This is a genomic window from Desulfovibrio sp. (assembly GCF_047607245.1).
Lineage (GTDB): Bacteria > Desulfobacterota > Desulfovibrionia > Desulfovibrionales > Desulfovibrionaceae > Desulfovibrio.
In genome coordinates, this window is sequence record NZ_JASGDK010000033.1 from 1 (window position 1) to 19,367 (window position 19,367).

Genomic DNA, 19,367 nt, shown 5'->3' on the forward strand with positions numbered 1-19,367 from the left:
ACAAAAAACAGCTCACGTTCATAGATGAACGTGAGCTGTTTTAATAACATTGTGGCGGAGGGGGAGGGATTTGAACCCCCGGAAGGCTCACACCTTCAACGGTTTTCAAGACCGCCGCGATCAACCGCTCTGCCACCCCTCCGCAGGGTGCGCGCGTTGGCGTTGCACAAGCTAGTAATGTATTCTGCGCTGAAATTCAAGAGAGGGCCGCCACAGTAACCTGAATATTGCGCTCGCGTGCCACGGCAGCCTCTGAATAGTCTGTTTTTAGGCAGCAGTTGTGATGCTGGTCTATACACACCCGTATGTTGCCAACTTCATAATGCCTCGCATGCGCCGCAGCTCTTCACCTGAAGAATAGCAGGGTGGTGAAATTTATATGCCACGCCTGCTTTCACTGTTTTCACTCACGTTTTGCTGACGGACGGATGGGCTCTGGCGGGTGGGCACCTGGAAAATGGACCGTTGCGGCATAAATAAAAAGACGGCGCGTTCTCCTCGTAGTGGGAGAACGCGCCGCAAAAACTCTATGAAGCCATATTTATTTGATGGCGTCCTTCAGGCCCTTGCCGGGCGTGAACTTGGCAACCTTGCTGGCCGGAATGGTGATTTCCTTGCCGGTGCGGGGGTTGCGACCCTTGCGGGCTGCGCGTTCCACAACCTTGAAGCTGCCGAAACCGGTGAAGGTCACGGATTCGCCAGAGGCCAGGGCTTCACGCAGGGAGGCCACAACGGCGTCAAGGGCTTCTTCAGCTTTGGCCTTGGTGGGCAGGCCGGCTTTGGCATGGATTTTTTCAACAAGCTCAGCTTTAGTCATGATGCTTCTCCATAAAGGATTTCGGTTTGTTCCCTGATTGGTGCCATATCGGACCAGACACGGCTGTATGGCCGTAGGGCGGTGGCCCGACGGGCCGATCTCGCATGGGGTAGTCGCTGCTATGCCAACCCGACATAGCGCGCCATGGGGGATTTCGAACGATGACGTGTATTGCGCCGTCAGACTGTTGTTTCATTACGTTAGCGATGTTTTTCTGTCAACGAAAAAGCTTGAAATGCGCGCCGCGCAAGCTTTTTGACCTTACCTGACCCAAAGGGGACGTATCTGCAAGACCTGTGTCGGTGTCAGAAGTTTCCGGGTAGTCTTTTGAAATGTTTGAAAATAAAAGTCAATTATTAAAGGTCTACCAAAGTTACTTCGCTTTCGGTCATGTCCCTGCCCAGAAACAGGCTGCCAGTCCTGATAAAGCGGGCAACATGATCTGTGGTCAAAAACAGGCTGTTTCCGTGGCGGCACGTACTTGTTCCAGCGTCGGCAAGCTGCCCTTCGGGATGCAGCAGGTGCAGGCGGGCCAGTTCTTCCGTCACAAATTCGGCAGTGGTCGCGGCGGAGTCCACAATATGCACCTCCGGGCCCACAACCTTGCGTAAAGCTTTCTGGAGCAGGGGGTAGTGCGTGCAGCCGAGCACCATCGTGTCTGGGCGTATGGCGGCAGAATCTGAATTTGCCCCCACGGGCGTATCAAAAAATCCTTCAAGATAGCGCCGGGCGATATCCTCTACTATGGGGCCGTCCATCCAGCCTTCTTCGGCCAGCGGCACGAAGAGGTTGCAGGCGCGTACCAAAACTGTGGCCTCGGGCCGAATGTGTGCAATCGCCTGCTGGTAGGCCCCGCCGTTAATGGTGGCCTCTGTGGCAAGCACAACAATGCGGCCGTTAATGCTGGCAGCGGCAGCGGCCTGAGCACCGGGTTCCACCACGCCCAGAACGGGCAGGGGGGCAAAGTGCTCGCGCAAAACGGGCAAAGCTGCCGCTGTGGCTGTGTTGCAGGCCACAACCAGCATTTTTACGCCCATATCAACCAGCTTTTGCGCGGCCTTGAGCGTATAGCGAATAATCGTGTCGCGGCCCTTGGTGCCGTAGGGCAGCCGGGCTGTGTCGCCGAGATAGAGCAGGTCTTCACCGGGCAAACGCAGAGCCAGAGCCTTGAGAACGGTGAGGCCGCCCATGCCGGAATCGAAAAGGCCAATGGGCAGCCGGGAATTCGAATTCATGCTGTATCCTTTGAATGGGCCGCCCCAAACAAGGAAAGGCAGCCGCTAGAAACCTTGGCTCAGATACCGTATGGCTGTAAAGAGCAAAATGGCCGCCAGAAGGCACTTTAATGCCGTGGCGGGAACATACTTCTGGCAACGTGCGCCCAAATACATACCGCACATGCCGCCCAGCCCAACCAGTATGCCCATGCGCCAGTCGGGGGCTACGGCCAGACCAGGATAAAAGGGGGCCAGCATAAAATAAAAGCTTACCCCCGCCACCGAAGTTAAAAAAGTGGCAAAAAGCGTTGCTCCGGCCACGGCATAAACCGGAAGCGCAAAAAAAGAAACCAGAAAAGGCGCCATAATAGCGCCGCCGCCAATGCCGTAAATGCCGCCAACAAGGCCCACAACCAGGCTGAGCAGCGCCAGTTGGCGGGTCGAAACCCTGTGCTCCTTTTCCTGAAAAACAAAAACCAGAGAGCGGGTGTTCCACTCCAGCACGTGGCAGCAGCCCATAGCCGTCTGGCGGCATGTGGGTTCTTTATCTGTGACGGCTCCGGGGCGCATGCTTTCGGTCTTGTTGCGCCGGGCTTTCCATGTGGTGATTGCTATGCGGCCGCCGACATACAGCAGCACAAGGCCAGCGAAAACTTTAAAATCTGACGGATCTGGCAGCCAGTTGATGCGGATCAGCGCCCCCAGAAAAACCCCCGGCAATGTTCCTGCGGCCACGGTAAGCGTCAGGGGCCAGACCAGCCGGCCTTCACGCCAGTAGCGCCAGACGCCGGGCGGACAGGCCAGCACGTTAAAAAACTGGTTGGTGGCGCTGACGCTGGGGTTCACGTAGCCCAGCACGCTCATATGGAAGGGAAGCAGAAGAAAAGCGCCAGAGATGCCGCCCATAGACGTAAAAAAAGATATGCCCAGGGCCACGCCAAAGGGCAGCAAAGGATTGCATTCAATACCGGCAGTGGGGAAATACATGATTGCCTCCACATTTTGTCAAAATCAAATTATAAAAAAACAATAAAAAACAATATAATGATCTTCATCATCTTCACGGTTTTAATAATAACCGTGATTTTTGTTTTTGTCACTACAGGCACAGCCCGGTTTTGTGAATTAGGTCCTTCCTGTGTCGCGCTCGCCGTTTTGGGCGCGTTGCCTGCCGCGCGGCAAAAATGTATGCTCGCCACTTATCTGCGCACAAGGCAGTCTGGGGCTCACCGGGGCTGCGCAACAAAGTAAGGAAGCACCATGCTGGCCATTTTGGACTACAAGGCGGGCAATCAGACGAGCGTGCGCCGCGCTCTGGAGCATCTGGGCATACCATGCGTCATAACTGCGGACCCCGCAACGCTCGAACGTGCCGAAGGAGTTATCTTTCCCGGCGTGGGAGCGGCAGGGCAGGCTATGGGCGCTCTGGCGGAATCCGGAATGGACGAGGCCCTGCGTCAGGTTGTGCGCAGGAAGCAACCTCTGCTCGGCATATGCCTTGGCTGTCAGATTCTGCTGCAAAGCAGTGAAGAAAACGACACCACCACCCTTGGCATCGTGCCTGGCGTTTGCCGCCGCTTTGAGGACCACATGCTTCAGGAGGACGGTACTCCCGCTCCTGTGCCGCATATGGGCTGGAACAGCATTGAAGCCGCGGCCCCCAGTGTTCTGCTTGAGGGCATCGAGCCCACGGCGGAATACTACTTTGTTCATAGCTACTATGTTGATCCCGACCCCTCTCTTGTGCTTGCCACCACTACCTACGGGCGCACCTTTTGCTCACTTTATGGGCGCGAAGGCCTTTGGGCCGCTCAGTTTCACCCCGAAAAAAGTGGAAGGCCCGGCCTGAAACTGCTGCGTAATTTTTATGATTACTGTCTGAACTCCCGGGAGGCGCGTCATGCTCAGTAAGCGGGTAATTCCCTGTCTGGATGTGCGCAATGGCCGTCTGACCAAGGGGGTCAAATTTGTGGGCAATGAAGACATCGGCGACCCCGTGGAAAGCGCCCGCCGTTATTATGAAGAAGGCGCGGACGAAATAGTTTTCTACGACATTACGGCTTCGGCAGAGGCTCGCGGTATCTTTCTGGATGTGGTCGAGCGCGTGGCAGAGCAGATATTCATTCCCTTTTCCGTTGGCGGCGGCATTTCCAGTGTGGCCGACATGCGCGCCGTACTGCTGGCAGGGGCCGAAAAGGTCTCCATCAACTCTGCGGCGGTAAAGGACCCTCACCTCATCAGCCAGGGAGCTGACGCCTTTGGTTCGCAGGCTGTAGTGGTGGGTATGGATGTGCTGGCCGTGCCTGTGAGCACTGAAATTCCTTCCGGCTACGAGATTGTTATTCACGGTGGCCGCAAACGCATGGGCCTGGACGCCATTGCCTGGGCGCGGCGCTGTCAGGAGCTGGGCGCAGGCGAACTGTGCGTCAATTCTATTGATGCGGACGGCACCAAGGACGGCTATGAGCTCAAGCTTACCCGCGCCATTGCCGACGCCGTATCCCTGCCTGTTATTGCTTCCGGCGGCGCTGGCGAACCCCGTCACATGCTTGAGGCCGTGACCACGGGCGGGGCTTCTGCGGCCCTTATTGCATCCATTGTGCACTACGGGCAGTATAGTATCCGTCAGTGCAAGGAATACATGGCCGCCCACGGAGCCAAGATGCGTCTGACCTGGTAGGCGCAGGGCCAGAAAGTTTTTGTGGTGCAGGGGCGTGCAAACTCCCTGCACCATTTTTTTAGGGAAACGCTGGTTTATTCCGTTTGGCGGCGCTGCTTCATTTTTTTTGAAACAGTCGAGGACGGAAGAGTCCACCCTTGCTTCAAAAAAAAGTCGCGCCTTGCCAAACAAAATAACTGCGCGTTTCCAGGAGGCTCTTTAATCAGTGCTTCCTTAGCAGCCCCGCAGGACTTTATCCGTTCAGCCCGTCCGTTTTGCTCATTGGGGCAACCCACTGGTTCAGCCCATTGGGGCGTCAATAGGGCAGGCAGGAGTACATCATTATATATGGACAACAAGAGCGAACCCATTAATGCGGCTTGCGCGGTAAAGGCTGCCGCGCAGGAATCGTTGCTGGTTTCTTGCAGCGAAATGCGGCCCGAAGACCTGCCCAAGGAATTGACGCGCATTCTGCGTGATCTGCCGCCGCTTGTTGTGGCGCTTTCTGGCGGTATAGACAGCCGTTTTCTTTGTCATGCAGCGCAACTGTGCGGCTGTGACGTACTGGCTGTTCACGCTCGTGGCCCGCATATTACGGCTGGCGAAAGCGCCGGGGCGCTTTCCTGGGCCGAGCGCCGCGGGCTGCCTTTGCTGGTGGTGGATTTTAACCCCCTGTCTCTGCCCGAAGTGTCCAACAATAGTCAGGAACGCTGCTACGCCTGCAAGGCGGGACTGCTGGCTGCCATTGGCGCGGCTCTGGCGCAGGCCGGGCAGCTGGGGCGTGTCCTTTGCGATGGCAGCAACGCAGACGATCTTAATGCGTTCCGCCCCGGATTGCGCGCGCTCAAGGAGGCGGGGGTGGTTTCGCCCCTTGCGCAGGCAGGCATGAGCAAGGCAACCATCCGTAATGCGGCCCGTGCCACGGGGCTGGACGATCCAGGGCAGCGCGCGCGGCCCTGCCTGCTCACCCGTCTGGCCTATGGTCTTGAACCGCAAAAAGAAACGCTGGCCCGTCTGGCAGCTGCCGAAGAGGAGCTGGCCGCCCTGACACTGGCTGATCATGCCTTTGCAGGCGTGGAGGCAATGCCGGATGCCGCAAGCCCGACAGCTGCGCCAAGCCTGGACACCAAAACCGCGAACGGCGAAAGCACTCCAAAAGCCATGCCGTGCGTGGAAATGGGCAGAGAAAATACTGCTTTCGCTTTGGGCGACCTGCGCCTGCGTCTCACACCGCAACCGGTGCTTCAGGTGGAGAACCTGCCCCCCGAGCTTGTGGGCAAGGTGGAAGAAACTCTTGTGCGGCACGGATTTTTCGGCTGTGAGTTGCGTGTGGGGCAGGGAATCAGCGGTTTCTATGATCGGCAGAAGGGCTGATGCAGCGTTGGCAGGTTAAAAGTGCTTGAGACAGCACCCTGGTTGGTAAGAAGTGACATTTTGCTGTAAGTGCGGCTGGTTGCACGATAACGCTCTGCATGAGGCGCACATAGTGCTAAACTGGCAGAAAAGTGCGCAACCCTCTTGAAGCGCACAGCTTGTCGAAAAAAGGAGGCACGGGTTTTTGGGGCAAAAAGCGCGCCTGTGGCGCATTCTGCCATATGGGGCTGGACTTTGCCGGAGAAAGAGCCTATGAATACCCACTTATATCAATGGGGCTCACCCCGGAGGGAACTATGGCTCACAAGAAAATCGAACGTAAAAAAGAACTTGATCGTCGCCGTCATCGCCGTGCAGAGCGCCTGAAGCAGCGCGTGCGTGAAGCCAAGGCTGCTGCCAAGGCCTAGTTTTTATGAAGGCCCGTAGGGCCGTGTCGCTTTGGTGGGGGCTGCATCGGCAGCAGCCCTCTTGCGTCATGCGCAAGTTCAGGCTGGCTGAAGTGCGCTCGGGCAAATCTGCATACAGGCTCCCGGCCGCCGGATATGGCTTTTGAGTCCGGCGCGGCGGGATGTAGGCATTTGACAAGCGATACATAACTTCCAGCGTGCGGTCGGCGCGGTCTGATCGGGCAGCGCTGCAACCGTCTTTTAGCGTAATCATGCCTATTTACGAATACCAATGTCCCCAGTGTCAGCATCGCTTTGAGGAGTGGGTGAAAAGCCCCTCCGATCAGGGCGAAGAACCCTGCCCCAAATGCGGAACAGCCGCGCCGCGCATCATGTCGCAGACCTCCTTTGTGCTCAAGGGCGGCGGCTGGTATGTTGACGATTATGGCTACCGCAAGGGTATAAAGGAAGAAAGCTCGTCTTCCGCATCTTCCACATCTTCGGAGGCGTCCGCGCCGTCCGGTGCAGCTGAAACGGCCCCCACGCCCGCCAAAGGCGCAGAGGGCACAGCCAGCAGCGCCGTAGCACCTTCCGGGGCAGCAAAGGCACCCGCTGCCGCGCCCGCTCCTGTGGCCGCACCCGCAACCCCGGCCCCCAAGGCCAGCGCCGCCAAACCGACCTCATGAGGCTGTCATGATAGAACGTTACTCCCGCCCGGAAATGGGCAACATCTGGACATTGGAAAACCGCTATCAGGCATGGCTGGACGTTGAAGTGGCCGTGTGCCGGGCCTGGAGCGAAATGGGCCGCATCCCCGCTGAAGCCGTAAAGACTATCAGCGACAAAGCCGCCATCGACGTTGACCGCATTCTTGAAATTGAAGAAGTCACCCGTCATGACGTCATCGCCTTTCTGACCTCGCTTGAAGAAAAAGTGGGGCCGGACGCGCGTTACATTCACCTGGGCTGCACCTCGTCCGACATTGTCGACACAGCCAACGCCCTTTTGCTGGTGCAGGCGGGCGAACTTATCCTCCGCGATATTCGCGCGCTTCTGCAAAGCATTGAAACCCTGGCCCGCAAGCACAAAGGTTTGCTGTGCATGGGGCGCACCCACGGCATCCATGCCGAACCCACCAGCTTTGGCCTCAAAATGGCCGGGTTTTACGCTGAATTTTCTCGTCATCTGGTGCGGGTCGAAGCCGGGCTTGAGAGCGTGCGCGTGGGCAAAATTTCCGGCGCGGTGGGCACCTATGCCTTTCTGTCGCCCGAGCTGGAGCAACGCGCCCTGGCCCATCTGGGGCTTGGCGTTGATCCGCATTCCACCCAGATCATTCAGCGCGACCGCTATGCGCACTTCTTTACCTCGCTGGCAATTCTTGGTGGCGGTATAGAACGCCTTTGCGTTGAACTGCGCCATTTGCAGCGCACCGAAGTGCTGGAAGTGGAAGAAGGCTTTGCCAAGGGGCAGAAAGGTTCCTCGGCCATGCCGCACAAAAAGAATCCCATTTCTGCCGAAAACATGACCGGGCTTTCACGCCTGCTGCGCACCAACGCCTTGGCTGCGCTTGAAAACCAGGCGCTCTGGCACGAACGCGATATCAGCCATTCTTCGGTGGAGCGCGTCATCATGCCCGACTCCACAATTCTGGCAGACTACATCCTTAGCCGCCTCACCCGCCTTTTGGACGGGCTGGTGGTCAAGCCCGAGCGTATGCGCGAAAATATGGACCGTTCTTTTGGCCTGTATTTTTCGCAGCGTGTACTCACGGCCCTTATCGCAACCGAAATGCCGCGCCAGCAGGCTTACGAAGCCGTGCAGCGGCTTGCCATGCAGAGCTGGGAAACCCGCGTGCCTTTCCCCGATCTTGTGCATGGCGATGCCGACATGCGTTCCCGTCTGGGCGAAGCAGCCCTTAATGAGCTTTTTGATCCTTCCTACTACCTGCAGCATGAGGACGAAATTTTCGCCCGAGTGTTCGACAACAAGCCTGTACAGGGCTAGCCGAGGTCATCATGAGCGCCGACCAAGAACAAATGATGGAACTCAAGCGCCGTCTGGCGCGCCTGTTGGTGGAAAAATCTTATCGGGAAGGCGATTTTGTGCTGGCCTCGGGCCGCAGAAGCGACTATTATTTTGACTGTCGTGTCACGGCCTTGCATGCCGAGGGTTCGTGGCTGATCGGCACTCTGTTCAACCATATGCTCAAAGACCTTGACATCAAGGGCGTGGGCGGCATGACCCTGGGTGCGGACCCTCTGGTTTCGTCCACAACGGTCATTTCGCATGAACAGGGCAGACCCCTGAACGGGCTGCTGGTGCGCAAGGAGGCCAAAGGCCACGGCACTGGACAGTATGTTGAGGGACTTGGCAATTTTGAGGCTGGCGACCGTGTCGCCATGCTGGAAGATGTGGTCACCACGGGCGGTTCGCTGCTCAAGGCCTGTCATAGAATAACCGATGCGGAACTGAATATCGTTGCCGTGTGCGCTATTCTGGACAGGGAAGAAGGTGGCCGTGAAAAGCTCCGTGAGGCGGGATATGAACTGCTTGCCCTCTTCACCCGCGCGGAACTGGTGGCCCTTGCGAGCTGACCCTGCCAACATGGCAGGCAACGCTGCAGCTTGTCTGGCTGTCGTGTTTCGCTGTTTCCGAATCGCCTTCCTGCCCGCCTTGCGCGGGCTTACAGGTATTTTGGCGTTGCTTTTGTGCGCCCTTGCGCCCTTGTCCGCCAGTGCCGCCGAATGGCAGCCTTCGTTGTATAATGAAGGCTTGCCTTCGCATTTGGTGGCTGTGGACAAGAACCGCCAGACCTTCATGTTTTTTGAAAAGAAAAGTCCTCTCAAGCTTCGTTTCAGCTATCCTTGCACCACAGGGCAATTGCCCGGCGACAAGCAGGTTCTCAACGACCTGCGCACGCCGGAAGGCATTTATTTTGTAGAGTACAAGATTGCCAGCGGGCTGGATTTCAAAGAGTACGGCGGCATAGCCTACACGCTCAACTATCCCAACCCAGTCGACAAGCTTCGCGGCAAAACAGGCCACGGCATCTGGATTCACAGCAAGGGATTCGGCATTGAACCCCTTTCCACGCGCGGTTGCGTTGCCATTGGCCTCAAGGAAATCGACGAAGTAGGGCCAAGCCTTGTGCCCGGCACGGCGGTAGTGCTGGCAGAAAAGCTGGACGAGAACACCATACTGCAGGCTGACAGCAATTCGGCTCGGGAACTGCGGCGGCTCATGCAGGCGTGGAGCAACGCTTGGGCTGCGCGCTCGGACAAGATGTTCGAGTTTTATGAGCCCGAATCCTACACCAAAGCCATGTCTGAAAGCTTTGCCGCTTTCAAGCTGAACAAGGAACGGCTGTTCAAGGTTCTCAGCTTTATTAAAATTTACAACCGCAAAATCCACGTGCTGGAGGGCCCCGGTTATTGGGTGACCTGGTCCGAGCAGTTTTACGCGGCTTCCAACCTTTCCACCGAAGGCGTGCGCCGTTTGTACTGGCAGCGCGGCAAAGACAAAAAATTTCGTATAGTCGGCATGGAGTGGGCCCCGCGCGATCTTGGCATGCGTGCCGCGTACCAGCGTGGCCAGCTTGTGGCGGAGGCTCCTTTGCAGGTGGCCTCGGACGCTGATTCCGAAGCGCCGCTGCCGCCTCGTCTGGATATGCCTGAAGCTGCTGCCGATGTGGCCGAGGGCTCCACGGCAACTGCTGCCTCGACGGGCAGCGGCAAGCAGGCCGACAAGGCTGCTGCTGAAGCTGCAGTGCCGGGTAAATCCGTGGCATTGAGCGATCCTCTTGTGCCGCGCCGCCTGAATGCTCCGCCCCCGGCGGAGGTGAACTGGGGCGCACGTCCGGCTATGGAAGACTCGGCCAGACAGGCCGCCGAACAGCGCGTTGCCGACGAACAGGTAGCCCGCCAGAAAGCTGAAGAAGAACGTATCGCTCAACAACAGGCCGCCGAGGCCCGTGCGGCTGAAGAGCGCGCGCTTGCTGAAAAAGCCGCTGTTGCCCGCGCTGCCGCCGAAAAGGCCGCTCAGGAAGCCGAAGCCCAAAGGCTTGCGGCGCAGCAGGCTGCCGAAAAGCTTGAGGCCGAAAGGCTCGCCGCAGAAAAACTCGCCGCCGAGAAGCTGGCGCAGGAAAAACTTGCTGCCGAAAAATTGGCACAGGAAAAGCTTGCTGCGGAGAAACTGGCAGCGGAACAGCTTGCCGCGCAGCGCGCCACTCAGGAACAGGAAGCGCAAAAACTTGCCGCCCTTGCCGCACAGGACTTGAGCCTGACGCCCCAAGTGCGGGCTCAGTTGCATCAGGCTTTGAGCGGCTGGGGCGCGGCCCTGGCGTCGCGTTCGCCCTCTTTGGCCAATTTTTACGATCACGCCCGGTATAACCGGGAGCCCGGAACCCCGCGCGGTCAATCGTATAATACCGCATGGCGTGAGCTCGAGAAGCATCTCGGCGAACCCTGGTTGCGTTATATCAGCCGCAAGCCCGTGCTTGAGGTGCAGGACAAGCTGGCCGTCACCCATAGTGAAGAGCTTATTGCCAGCCCAAGCGGCATCAGCGAGGGTGTGCGCACACTTTGGTGGCGCCGAGGCGATGACGGCGACCTGCGCATTGTAGCGGCCCAGTTCAAGCCGCAGGAGCTTGGTCTGGCTGCTGACTATCTCGATCAGGTCAGCGGCGCTGTAAGCGAGGCTCTTGAAGGTTGGCGGCAGGCCTGGGAAGCGGGCCGGCTGGACGAGTATATGAATTACTACGCCAGTAATGCCGTGCAACAGGGCCGTTGGGGCGCTAAAAACATCCGTACTCAGAAAGAAAGCCTGTGGGGCCGGGTCAAGCCCACGCTTGTGCAGCTTTCAGGCCTGCGGCTTGTGGTGGACAAGCAGGGTATTCGTGCTGACATGAACCAGACGTATGCCGACAGTTCGGGTAACAGCGACCGGGGCACCAAGACCCTCTTGCTCCAGTACGATGGCAAGCAGTGGCGCATTGCACGTGAAGACTGGGCTGCAACGCCAGCGGCTCCGCCTGTTCCCGGCGGTCAGGCTGACATGGCTCAGGCCCGTACCGCCAGTCAGGGGGCCAGACCTTGAAATACAAGGAAAGTCTTTCCATCATTTTTATGAGGGATAACGGCCCCCGGCGCAGTTTTCGCGTCCGCCGGGGCCGTTTTTACGTAGCGTTGTTTTTCTTCGCCTGTCTGCCTGTTCTGAGTGCCGGCCTTGGCTGGCAGTGCTGGAACCTCTGGCAGGAAAACACCACCCTGCGGGCCAACATGCTGCGTTTTGAAAGCGACTATCAAGAAGCGCAGGCCACAGCAGAGCGTCTTGAACATCTTGAAGAGCTGCTGCGTGAGGAAGACGTGCAGGGCCGCACCCTGGTGCTGCGCCGTCTGGGTGGCGAAGACGTTGCCACACCCGCTGAAACTGCCGTTCCAGACAAGGAAGAAAACGGAAAAACAGAAGTGCCGCGCGGCGTGGAAGGGCCGGGGCATGAAGAATTTCCCGCCATTGACCTTGATTATGTGAAGGTGGGCAATGTGCAGGTACGGGCGTTGCGCGGCGGAAAACTGCGCATTGCACTTGATTTGCGTAATACTGACAGCCAGCGTCTGGCTGCAGGTACGGTTTCCGGCACGCTGCTCACCGCTGACGGCACAAAACATCCCCTGAGTTTTGATCCTGAAAACGTTGGTGATTTTCGCATCAGCCGCTTCAAGCGCACTGTTATTGTTGTGCGGTTGCCGGGGCGGCTCAATCTGGTAAATGCCCAGGTAATTGTTGAAGTGCGCAATCAGGACGACAGTGTGGTGTTTCGCAATATTTTTCCCGTCGAGCAGTAGTGTCCGCTCTTTCTCGTTAGAGCATTTTAATTTTGAAGTGCTTTGTGAGGGAGGGCCCCTTTTGTAAAAGGGGCCCTCCCCAACACCTTCTCCCGCTAAAAATCTTATTTCATTCAGCAAACTACCTAGAGCCCTCTGGCCTGAAACAAGCATTGCCATAGGCCGCGACTTTCAGGCAGCATGCAACTTCACTGTTGAGCTGCCTGTGAGTGGCGTCACACGCGTTTTTTCAAACATTTCTGTTTTGAACTTCATATTTTACTTCGCAAAGATCGCACATGTGCGCCACGAACCTGGAAGGCCCGTTCTTGCTGATATGCAAGGAGATATGGCTCATGACGGTGCAACCGCATGCGCAAAACGGCCTTATTCATCCGGTTGCGCACAGAAGAGTACGCTTCCTTCATGAAAAGGGCCGTTTTCTATCTTTCGGGCATCCGTCAAAGCGGAGTGTTGTCAGGGCAAGTCTGAACTACTCCCCTCAAGCAATAGCATTTAAAAAGCTCAGGCTCACTTCACGCAAATTTACTGTGTTTTGAGCGGAATGAAAATTTCTGTCAGCAGATTTTCAGGGGCGGTTGTTTCAGGCGAGTTGTAGTACGCCTCAAAGCCCGGGTCATTGGTAGGTTCACGCCCGCTCTGGGGTAGCCACAGGCCAAAAAGGGAGCGATAGGCCGGGTGCAACCTGTCGTAGGGGCCATGCACCTTTACGGCCACATAGTCGCAATCGCCGCCAATCTGCCGCAGGAATATTTCCCTGTTGCACAGCAATTCGCGCACCTGCGGGCTTTCTTGCGAAACCGAGGCGGGCAGGCTTATGCAGGCGTCCATGCGGCATTTTTGTTTGGGTGTTACATCAGGGTTGTCATAGCTGACGCCGTAGGCCACGGTATGTTGCCCCAAAAGGCCCGCGGGCCCAAGGGCGGCCAGCAGTTTCCCCCAGGTTGGGCCAGAATCATCATAGGGGCCTGTGTGGCGCATGGCGGCTACCAGCACTGCTGGAAATTTTACAAGCCGTATATCCAGAGCGGGCGCGCCAATAATCTGGTGGTGAAAAAGCGGCATGTCGGGATTTTTTTGACGTGCCAGCGTCAGATGCCCGCCAGAGCGGCGGTATTCCGAGGGCAGGGAGGCAAAGTGCGCGCGAAATGCCCGGGTAAAGGCATCCACACTCTCATAGCCGGCATCAAGGGCTATCTGCGTGATGGGTTCGCTCGTATGCGCAACCTGCAGCGCCGATCTTTCGAGCAGCAGGCGGCGTACGTAGGCGGCGACGCTTTCACCGACCATTGATGAGAAAATTCTGTGAAAATGGTAAGGAGAAAAACAGGCAATGTCTGCCAGTTCCGCAAGATCCGGGCGCGTGCCCAGGGTCTTTTCAATATGCCGCAGCACGCGGTTGATGCGGTCCTGATACGACATGGTTTCCATATTTTCTCCAGCATAAAATGGTTCTGCGCCGAACACGCTTTGGCAGGGTGACTGGAACCGCAAAAAAAGTCGAGCGGGTTTACGAGAATTGAGACACTGTACACAGAACGCACCGTGGCGGCTCTTTGCGCACAGGTTCGTCCGGCGGGGTTGTACTGCCTCGCGGTTAACGGCATTTAAAAATACAGGGAGTAATCACGTGAGCGAGTTCAAAGTAACGGTGGTGGATTATCAGGCAAAGCATCTTACAGGTATCAAGGTGCGCACCAGCATGTCCAAAGCCCAGCAGGATTGCCCCGCCATATGGGGAAAACTTTGCCCCAAGATTGCGGGAATTGAAGACACGCCCGGCTACGGTGTGGCCATCATGCTTAATGAAGTGGACTTTGACTATTGGGCTGCCGTGGAAGCCCCGGAAGGGCAACTTTCTGCTGATATGGAGCATGTGGATATTCCGGCTGGAAAGTACGCGGCTTGCAGTGTGCCCAATCTGGCAAGCCTTGGAGAGGTCTACATGTTCATTTTTGAAAAATGGCTCGGCAGCCAGCAAGCGTATGCCTATAATGAACAAGCCCCCTGCTTTGAAGTGTACCCTGCGCATTGGAACCCCGAAGCACCTTTCAGCATTTATGTGGGCGTAAAAGGATAAAAATTCGCAGCAGCGGTTTGCACGGTAAAAATTCAAAACCCCCGTCGGGCAGATTGGCAACAATCCGTCTGGCGGGGGTGTAAAAATATCAATCCTTTGTAAAGCAGAGTGCGGGTACAGTGAGCCCTGCCCATACATTGCCCGTAAACTGCCCCTAAACAAACTGTCGCTGATGCAGTGGGCAAATTACGCTGCTGCCCTGCAGGCCGACTGTTTGCATGCAGACGCCGTTCAAACGCAAGCGAGAGCAGATCTGTCTGCATTTTTTGCTGTTGCAACGTCAAGCGGCCCTTTTCTTTGCAGTTGCGTGCGTAAAAGCTCGCTTCTGCCAGAAAAGGGCCGCCTTCAGTTTTTGAAGCAATATCCGCTAGCGCGCACCCTTGGGAAAGAGCACCACGCCAATGGTCTTGAACACAATATTGATGTCCAGCAGAAGAGACATATTTTTAATGTAGTACAGGTCGTATTCCAGCTTGCGGCGGGCGTCTTCCTCGGAAGCGCCATAGGGGTAGCAAACCTGGGCCCATCCAGTCAGGCCCGGCTTGATAGTGTGGCGCAGGCTGTAGTAGGGGATGGTTTCCTTGAGTTTCTGCACAAAGGCCATGCGCTCGGGGCGGGGGCCGATGAAGCTCATATCGCCCTTGAGGATGTTCCAGATCTGCGGCAATTCGTCTATGCGCACCTTGCGGATAAAGCGGCCAAACCGGGTTACGCGGGCATCGCCTGCGCTGGCCCACACGGCGCCGTCTTTTTCGGCGTCTGCCCGCATAGAGCGGAATTTGTACACAGTAAATTCATTTTCAAACAGTCCCACGCGATCCTGCTTGTAGATCACCGGGCCGGGAGATTCCAGGCGCACAATAAGGGCAGTTAGCAGCATGATTGGCGTGGCGGGTATGAGCAGCAGCAGCGAGATAAGCATATCCAGCGCGCGCTTGAGGCGACGCAGCGAACCACGCGTGTTCAGCGAAAAACCCTCGGCCTGCAACAGCCATTCGTCCGTGAGTTGCGAAAGCGGCAGGCGTTGCACCACGTGCTCATAAAAACTGCGAATATCCACAACCATCGTGCCGCGCAGCTTGGCTTCAAGCAGCTCGTGGGCAATGTCGTCGTCAATGGGCGCATCGGGCAGCAGCAGAATCATTGTGGCCTTTTTTTCCAGCGCGATGTCCAGAGCAAGAAAGGGCGGGCCAAGGCAGGGTCCGGCGTCCGGGCCCTGATCGCGTTCGCCCACATAGCCGATGATTTTGGCCTGCGGCAGGCCTTCAGCCAGCAGCTGCCGCACTTTGCCCGCACGGTCTACACCGACAAGCAAAATACGCAGGGGATGGGTGAGTTTGTCGGCATTGAGGTGGTAAAGCCAGCGCCAGAGCAGGCTGAAGCTGAAAGAAAGCACAAAGAGCATGACAACGGTTTCACGGTCAAAGCGCCAGTGCTGGAATGCGTATGAGGCCGTGGCCGAGGAAACGATGCCCAGAAGGCAGGCCACAAGCACACGGCCCGTGGTTTCCTTGAAGTCTTCCTGGCCCACGCTGTAGGCATCAAGAATATAGAAAAACAGCATGTAAAAGAAAATGGTAAAGAGCGTAGCTCCGGTGTAGTCGTCAAAAACGCTCAGGTCCGGGGCGATGGTGGTCAGGCCGGAAACTGTCAGGGCTAGCAGAATGCAGACCAGGTCCAGCGCCTGCAAAAGTCCCATGCGATAGCTGCTTATCATTGCAAATTATCCTTTGCGGGAGATATTGGGTCAGTTTTCACTCGTTCGCCTTGGGTAAACTACCGTTCTCACGTAGTGCATATCAGAAAAAGCGGCTTGGCAGTATTTTTTACTGCGTATGCGTTTTTCTGCGGGCATGCCAGACGAAAAACAGCGCGTTACGGGCGGCGTCCTTATGAAGCCTGACGCTGGCTTTACAAATATATTATTCTGCCTGGGCATACCCAGGGCAAAGGTAAGCTGGAGCCGGACAAGACCGACCCCATCTACAGGCTGTGCCGCGGCATTCCTTGCGGTAGCCCAGCACTGCAAAAAGCTTATTGCGCCGCGCTGTCTGATTTTAACGTCACAGGCACATGCATATCTTCAAGAATGTGTGCGGCCACCTTTTCGGCGTCAAAATCGCTCAGGGCCATCTGGCGTCCGGCGGCGCCCATGCTGATCATGAGTTCAGGCCGCAGAATAAGGGATTCAAGAGCCGCGGCAAGGGCTTTCGGGTCGCGCAGGGGTACAAGGTAGCCGTTATACCCTTCGCGCACAACTTCGCGGCAGCCCGGAGCATCCGTTACTACGGCGGCGCGGCCCATGCTCATACCTTCCATAATGGAAGTGGGCGTGCCTTCGCGCCACGAGGGCAGCACCATAACGTGGGCGGCGCTTATGTAGGGACGCACATCTCTTGTTTCACCAAGGTATTCTATGCCGCCCTGTTCCTGCCACTGGCGTATCTGCTCAAGGCTGATGCTGCCAAGCCCCTGTTCTTCGGGGCCAAGCAACAGAAAACGTGCCTTGGGGTGCCGGGCCTTGAGCTCATGCGCAGCCTGGGCGTATTCTTCAATTCCTTTGGCTTCCAGCAGGCGGGCCACCAGAAGAAAAACGGGCGGCTCACTCAGCGTTCCGCCTTCGGTGAGGCCGGGCAAGGGCGTGGGGGCGAACCGGCTGGTATCCACCCCGGTGCCGCGCGCGCGCAAAATGCGGGCACGGGAACCCAGAATTCCGGCCTGCCGGAACACATTGACATCGTCCTCATTCTGAAAAAATACGCCTTCAGCGCCAGAAAGCGCCGTGCGGTAAAGCAGGGCGCTCAGACGATTGACGCATTTTTTGAAAAAGCTGTCAGCCTCAAACGCGTAGCCGAGGCCAGTGATGGTGGCGTAAACATGCGGCACGCCAGCCACACGGGCAGCGATGCATCCGTAAATGACGGGCTTGATGGTGGAAGCAAAAAGCAGGTCGGGCTTTTCTTCCTTGAAAATCCGCAGAAGCGCTCCGGTGGTGCGCAGATCGTGCAGGGGGTTAAGGCCTTTACGGTCCAGTGGATAGTGCAGCAGGCGCGCGCCCTGAGTCGCCAGGATAGCCTCCGCGCCAGCATCGCCTGGCGGCGTGCAGCAGATTACCTCATGGCCGGCCCGGAACATGTGGCGCACCAGTACGCTCCAGAAATTGCTCATGGACCTGGCCTGATTGCCCAGTACGATGATCTTCATTTCCTCGCGTCTCCCTTTGCGCTGGCATCGGTCTGTCACAAAGGCAGGCCGCGCTCGCATGGGAAAGGCTATAGCATCTGAGAGGATAACTGAAAAGGGGGATGTTACTGTCCGAATTCAATTTTGTGCCATCCTGGCGTCAGGCGCGAGGCTGCCCGGCATGGGTACAGCCTCGGTTCAGCCAGCTTTACAGAGATGCTTGACCAGCGTAGAATCACACAATTCCATCATGGGCAGGCTCTATGCCTGAGCCGTTTCGGAAACAAATCATTGCAAAACAGGACGCAAACATGAGCGCGTATTCCCAATTGTGTGCCTCTATGCAGGCCGCCCCTTCCCGCTGGCTGATCACAGGCGTGGCGGGTTTTATCGGTTCCAATCTGCTTGAGCACCTTTTGAAGATGGGCCAGACCGTTGTGGGGCTGGACAACTTTTTGACCGGTTACCAGAAGAATCTGGACATGGTGCGTGATATCGTCGGGCCTGAAGCCTGGAGCCGCTTTACCTTCATTGAAGGCGATATTCGCGATATTGATACCTGCCACAAGGCCTGCGAAGGCGTGCAGCATGTGCTGCATGAGGCGGCGCTCGGTTCCGTGCCGCGCTCCATTGACGATCCCTTGCTGTCCAACAGCTGCAATATCACGGGCTTTTTGCACATGCTGGTGGCTGCGCGCGATGCCGGGGTCAAAAGCTTTGTCTACGCTGCCTCTTCATCCACCTATGGCGATTCGCCCGAATTGCCCAAGATGGAAGACAAGATCGGCCGTCCCCTGTCGCCCTATGCTGTTACCAAGTATGTGGACGAACTTTATGCCGACGTGTTCAGCCGCTGCTATGGCTTTTCCAGCGTCGGGCTGCGTTATTTCAACGTGTTCGGCCAGCGTCAGGACCCCTATGGCGCTTACGCTGCCGTTGTGCCCCAGTGGTTCGCCAGCCTCATCAAGGGCGAGACCGTCTATGTGAATGGTGACGGCGAAACCAGCCGCGACTTCTGCTACATTGAAAATGTGGTGGAAGCCAACCTGCTGGCCAGCTTTGCTGTGGGCGAAGCCACCAACACCATCTACAACGTGGCCTTTGGCCAGCGTACCACCCTCAACGAGCTTTTCGACCTTATTCGCGAAGAAGTGGCGCGCCATAAGCCGGAAGCTGCCAGCGCCCAGGTCGAACACCGTGATTTTCGCGCTGGCGACGTGCGGCACAGCCTTGCTGACATCAGCCGCGCCGCGACCCGTCTGGGTTATGCCCCCCGCTTTGATGTGCGGCAGGGGTTGCGTCTGGCGGGCGACTGGTACGCCGCCAACCTGTAGCATTGCGCAGCAGGCAGGCTTTGCCGGGGCGGGCTGTTGTTTTTTCCTTAGTACGCCCTGGCCTTTCAAAGTAGTTTCTTGCCTGAAATGCCTTTGCTGCCGATGTAGCGAAAAATAATTAAAAGACCGCCAATCCAATGGATTGGCGGTCTTTTGGGCGCTATACACAAGCGCCGTGCAGCGATTTAAGCTCCAATTTCTGAAGAGCCTAAGCCTTCTCCGCGCCCGCGGCATGCTGTAAAGCTGCTTTCCACAGCGGGCTACATGTAGAGCGTTGTAATTTTTAACTGTGAAGAAGTTTAAAAGAAATCTACGCTGGGCTGTTCTGACCTTTTCATTTTGGCCGCCTGCGCGGCGAGCGGCAGAGGGGGCCTGTTAGGGGCTGCCGCCCCTCCGAGGCCCCCTCTGCACTCCCCCCGGACGACCCCGCTGAGTTTTCGTACCTCTCCACTCCCACGGGTTAGCCTTCAAGGG

The 19,367-nt window shown here is 57.1% G+C and carries 17 protein-coding genes, 1 tRNA gene and 1 pseudogene; 11 read left to right on the plus strand and 8 right to left on the minus strand.

Annotated elements, in window-relative coordinates:
* Positions 1-52 precede the first annotated feature (52 nt).
* The 4 genes from QM579_RS02510 to QM579_RS02525 all read right to left on the minus strand — a co-directional run bounded on the left by QM579_RS02510 (position 53) and on the right by QM579_RS02525 (position 3,021).
* Positions 53-142, minus strand: a tRNA-Ser gene (locus tag QM579_RS02510).
* Between the two features lie 399 nt (positions 143-541).
* Entirely contained in the window at positions 542-817 is a 276-nt protein-coding gene (locus QM579_RS02515) for an HU family DNA-binding protein (protein ID WP_022659096.1), read from the minus strand.
* Between the two features lie 356 nt (positions 818-1,173).
* Complete coding sequence (murI, locus tag QM579_RS02520) at positions 1,174-2,052, minus strand: glutamate racemase (RefSeq protein WP_414997653.1); 879 nt, start codon at positions 2,050-2,052, stop codon at positions 1,174-1,176.
* 45 nt (positions 2,053-2,097) lie between these two features.
* A complete protein-coding gene (locus QM579_RS02525; RefSeq protein WP_414997654.1) occupies positions 2,098-3,021 on the minus strand; it encodes a sulfite exporter TauE/SafE family protein in 924 nt (307 codons plus the stop codon).
* 273 nt (positions 3,022-3,294) lie between these two features.
* Here QM579_RS02525 and hisH point away from each other — a divergent pair, with 273 nt between their 5' ends.
* From hisH to QM579_RS02565, 8 genes and pseudogenes are all read left to right on the plus strand, one after another.
* Positions 3,295-3,945 (plus strand): imidazole glycerol phosphate synthase subunit HisH, encoded by a 651-nt coding sequence (gene hisH / locus QM579_RS02530; RefSeq protein ID WP_414997655.1) that lies wholly within the window; start codon positions 3,295-3,297, stop codon positions 3,943-3,945.
* Positions 3,935-4,714 (plus strand): imidazole glycerol phosphate synthase subunit HisF, encoded by a 780-nt coding sequence (gene hisF, locus QM579_RS02535; RefSeq protein ID WP_414997656.1) that lies wholly within the window; start codon positions 3,935-3,937, stop codon positions 4,712-4,714. Before hisH ends, hisF begins: the two co-directional genes overlap by 11 nt.
* Positions 4,715-5,041: 327 nt before the next feature.
* Positions 5,042-6,067, plus strand: a complete 1,026-nt coding sequence (locus tag QM579_RS02540) for a PP-loop family protein (RefSeq protein ID WP_414997657.1) — start codon at positions 5,042-5,044, stop codon at positions 6,065-6,067.
* Between the two features lie 131 nt (positions 6,068-6,198).
* On the plus strand, positions 6,199-6,474 hold the full coding sequence (locus tag QM579_RS02545) for a hypothetical protein (RefSeq protein WP_414997668.1): 276 nt from the start codon (positions 6,199-6,201) through the stop codon (positions 6,472-6,474).
* Between the two features lie 251 nt (positions 6,475-6,725).
* Positions 6,726-7,139, plus strand: coding sequence for an FmdB family zinc ribbon protein (locus QM579_RS02550; protein ID WP_414997658.1), 414 nt, complete (start codon positions 6,726-6,728; stop codon positions 7,137-7,139).
* A 7-nt stretch (positions 7,140-7,146) separates the two neighbouring features.
* Positions 7,147-8,457 carry an adenylosuccinate lyase gene (gene purB / locus QM579_RS02555; protein WP_414997659.1) on the plus strand — a complete coding sequence of 437 codons (1,311 nt, stop codon included), beginning with the start codon at positions 7,147-7,149 and terminating at the stop codon, positions 8,455-8,457.
* Between the two features lie 32 nt (positions 8,458-8,489).
* Positions 8,490-9,047: an orotate phosphoribosyltransferase gene (gene pyrE, locus QM579_RS02560; protein WP_414997666.1), complete on the plus strand. Its 558-nt coding sequence runs from the start codon at positions 8,490-8,492 to the stop codon at positions 9,045-9,047.
* 10 nt (positions 9,048-9,057) lie between these two features.
* A pseudogene (locus QM579_RS02565) lies at positions 9,058-9,609 on the plus strand (L,D-transpeptidase family protein); the annotation flags it as partial.
* An 881-nt stretch (positions 9,610-10,490) separates the two neighbouring features.
* On the opposite strand, the gene QM579_RS02570 reads toward QM579_RS02565, so the two are convergent.
* Positions 10,491-10,679: a pentapeptide repeat-containing protein gene (locus QM579_RS02570; RefSeq protein ID WP_414997667.1), complete on the minus strand. Its 189-nt coding sequence runs from the start codon at positions 10,677-10,679 to the stop codon at positions 10,491-10,493.
* 864 nt (positions 10,680-11,543) lie between these two features.
* On the opposite strand from QM579_RS02570, the gene QM579_RS02575 reads away from it, so the two are divergent.
* Positions 11,544-12,296, plus strand: a complete 753-nt coding sequence (locus QM579_RS02575; protein WP_414997660.1) for a hypothetical protein — start codon at positions 11,544-11,546, stop codon at positions 12,294-12,296.
* Between the two features lie 525 nt (positions 12,297-12,821).
* Here QM579_RS02575 and QM579_RS02580 read toward each other — a convergent pair.
* Entirely contained in the window at positions 12,822-13,727 is a 906-nt protein-coding gene (locus QM579_RS02580; RefSeq protein ID WP_414997661.1) for an AraC family transcriptional regulator, read from the minus strand.
* A 199-nt stretch (positions 13,728-13,926) separates the two neighbouring features.
* Between QM579_RS02580 and QM579_RS02585 the strand changes: the two genes are divergently transcribed.
* Entirely contained in the window at positions 13,927-14,376 is a 450-nt protein-coding gene (locus QM579_RS02585) for a GyrI-like domain-containing protein (protein WP_414997662.1), read from the plus strand.
* Positions 14,377-14,743: 367 nt separating this feature from the next.
* Here the strand turns inward: QM579_RS02585 and QM579_RS02590 are convergent, their stop codons facing one another.
* Positions 14,744-16,093 carry a TIGR03013 family XrtA/PEP-CTERM system glycosyltransferase gene (locus tag QM579_RS02590; RefSeq protein ID WP_414997663.1) on the minus strand — a complete coding sequence of 450 codons (1,350 nt, stop codon included), beginning with the start codon at positions 16,091-16,093 and terminating at the stop codon, positions 14,744-14,746.
* A gap of 317 nt (positions 16,094-16,410) precedes the next feature.
* Positions 16,411-17,580: a glycosyltransferase family 4 protein gene (locus QM579_RS02595; RefSeq protein ID WP_414997664.1), complete on the minus strand. Its 1,170-nt coding sequence runs from the start codon at positions 17,578-17,580 to the stop codon at positions 16,411-16,413.
* A gap of 290 nt (positions 17,581-17,870) precedes the next feature.
* Here QM579_RS02595 and QM579_RS02600 point away from each other — a divergent pair, with 290 nt between their 5' ends.
* Positions 17,871-18,893, plus strand: a complete 1,023-nt coding sequence (locus QM579_RS02600; protein WP_414997665.1) for an NAD-dependent epimerase/dehydratase family protein — start codon at positions 17,871-17,873, stop codon at positions 18,891-18,893.
* Positions 18,894-19,367 lie beyond the last annotated feature (474 nt).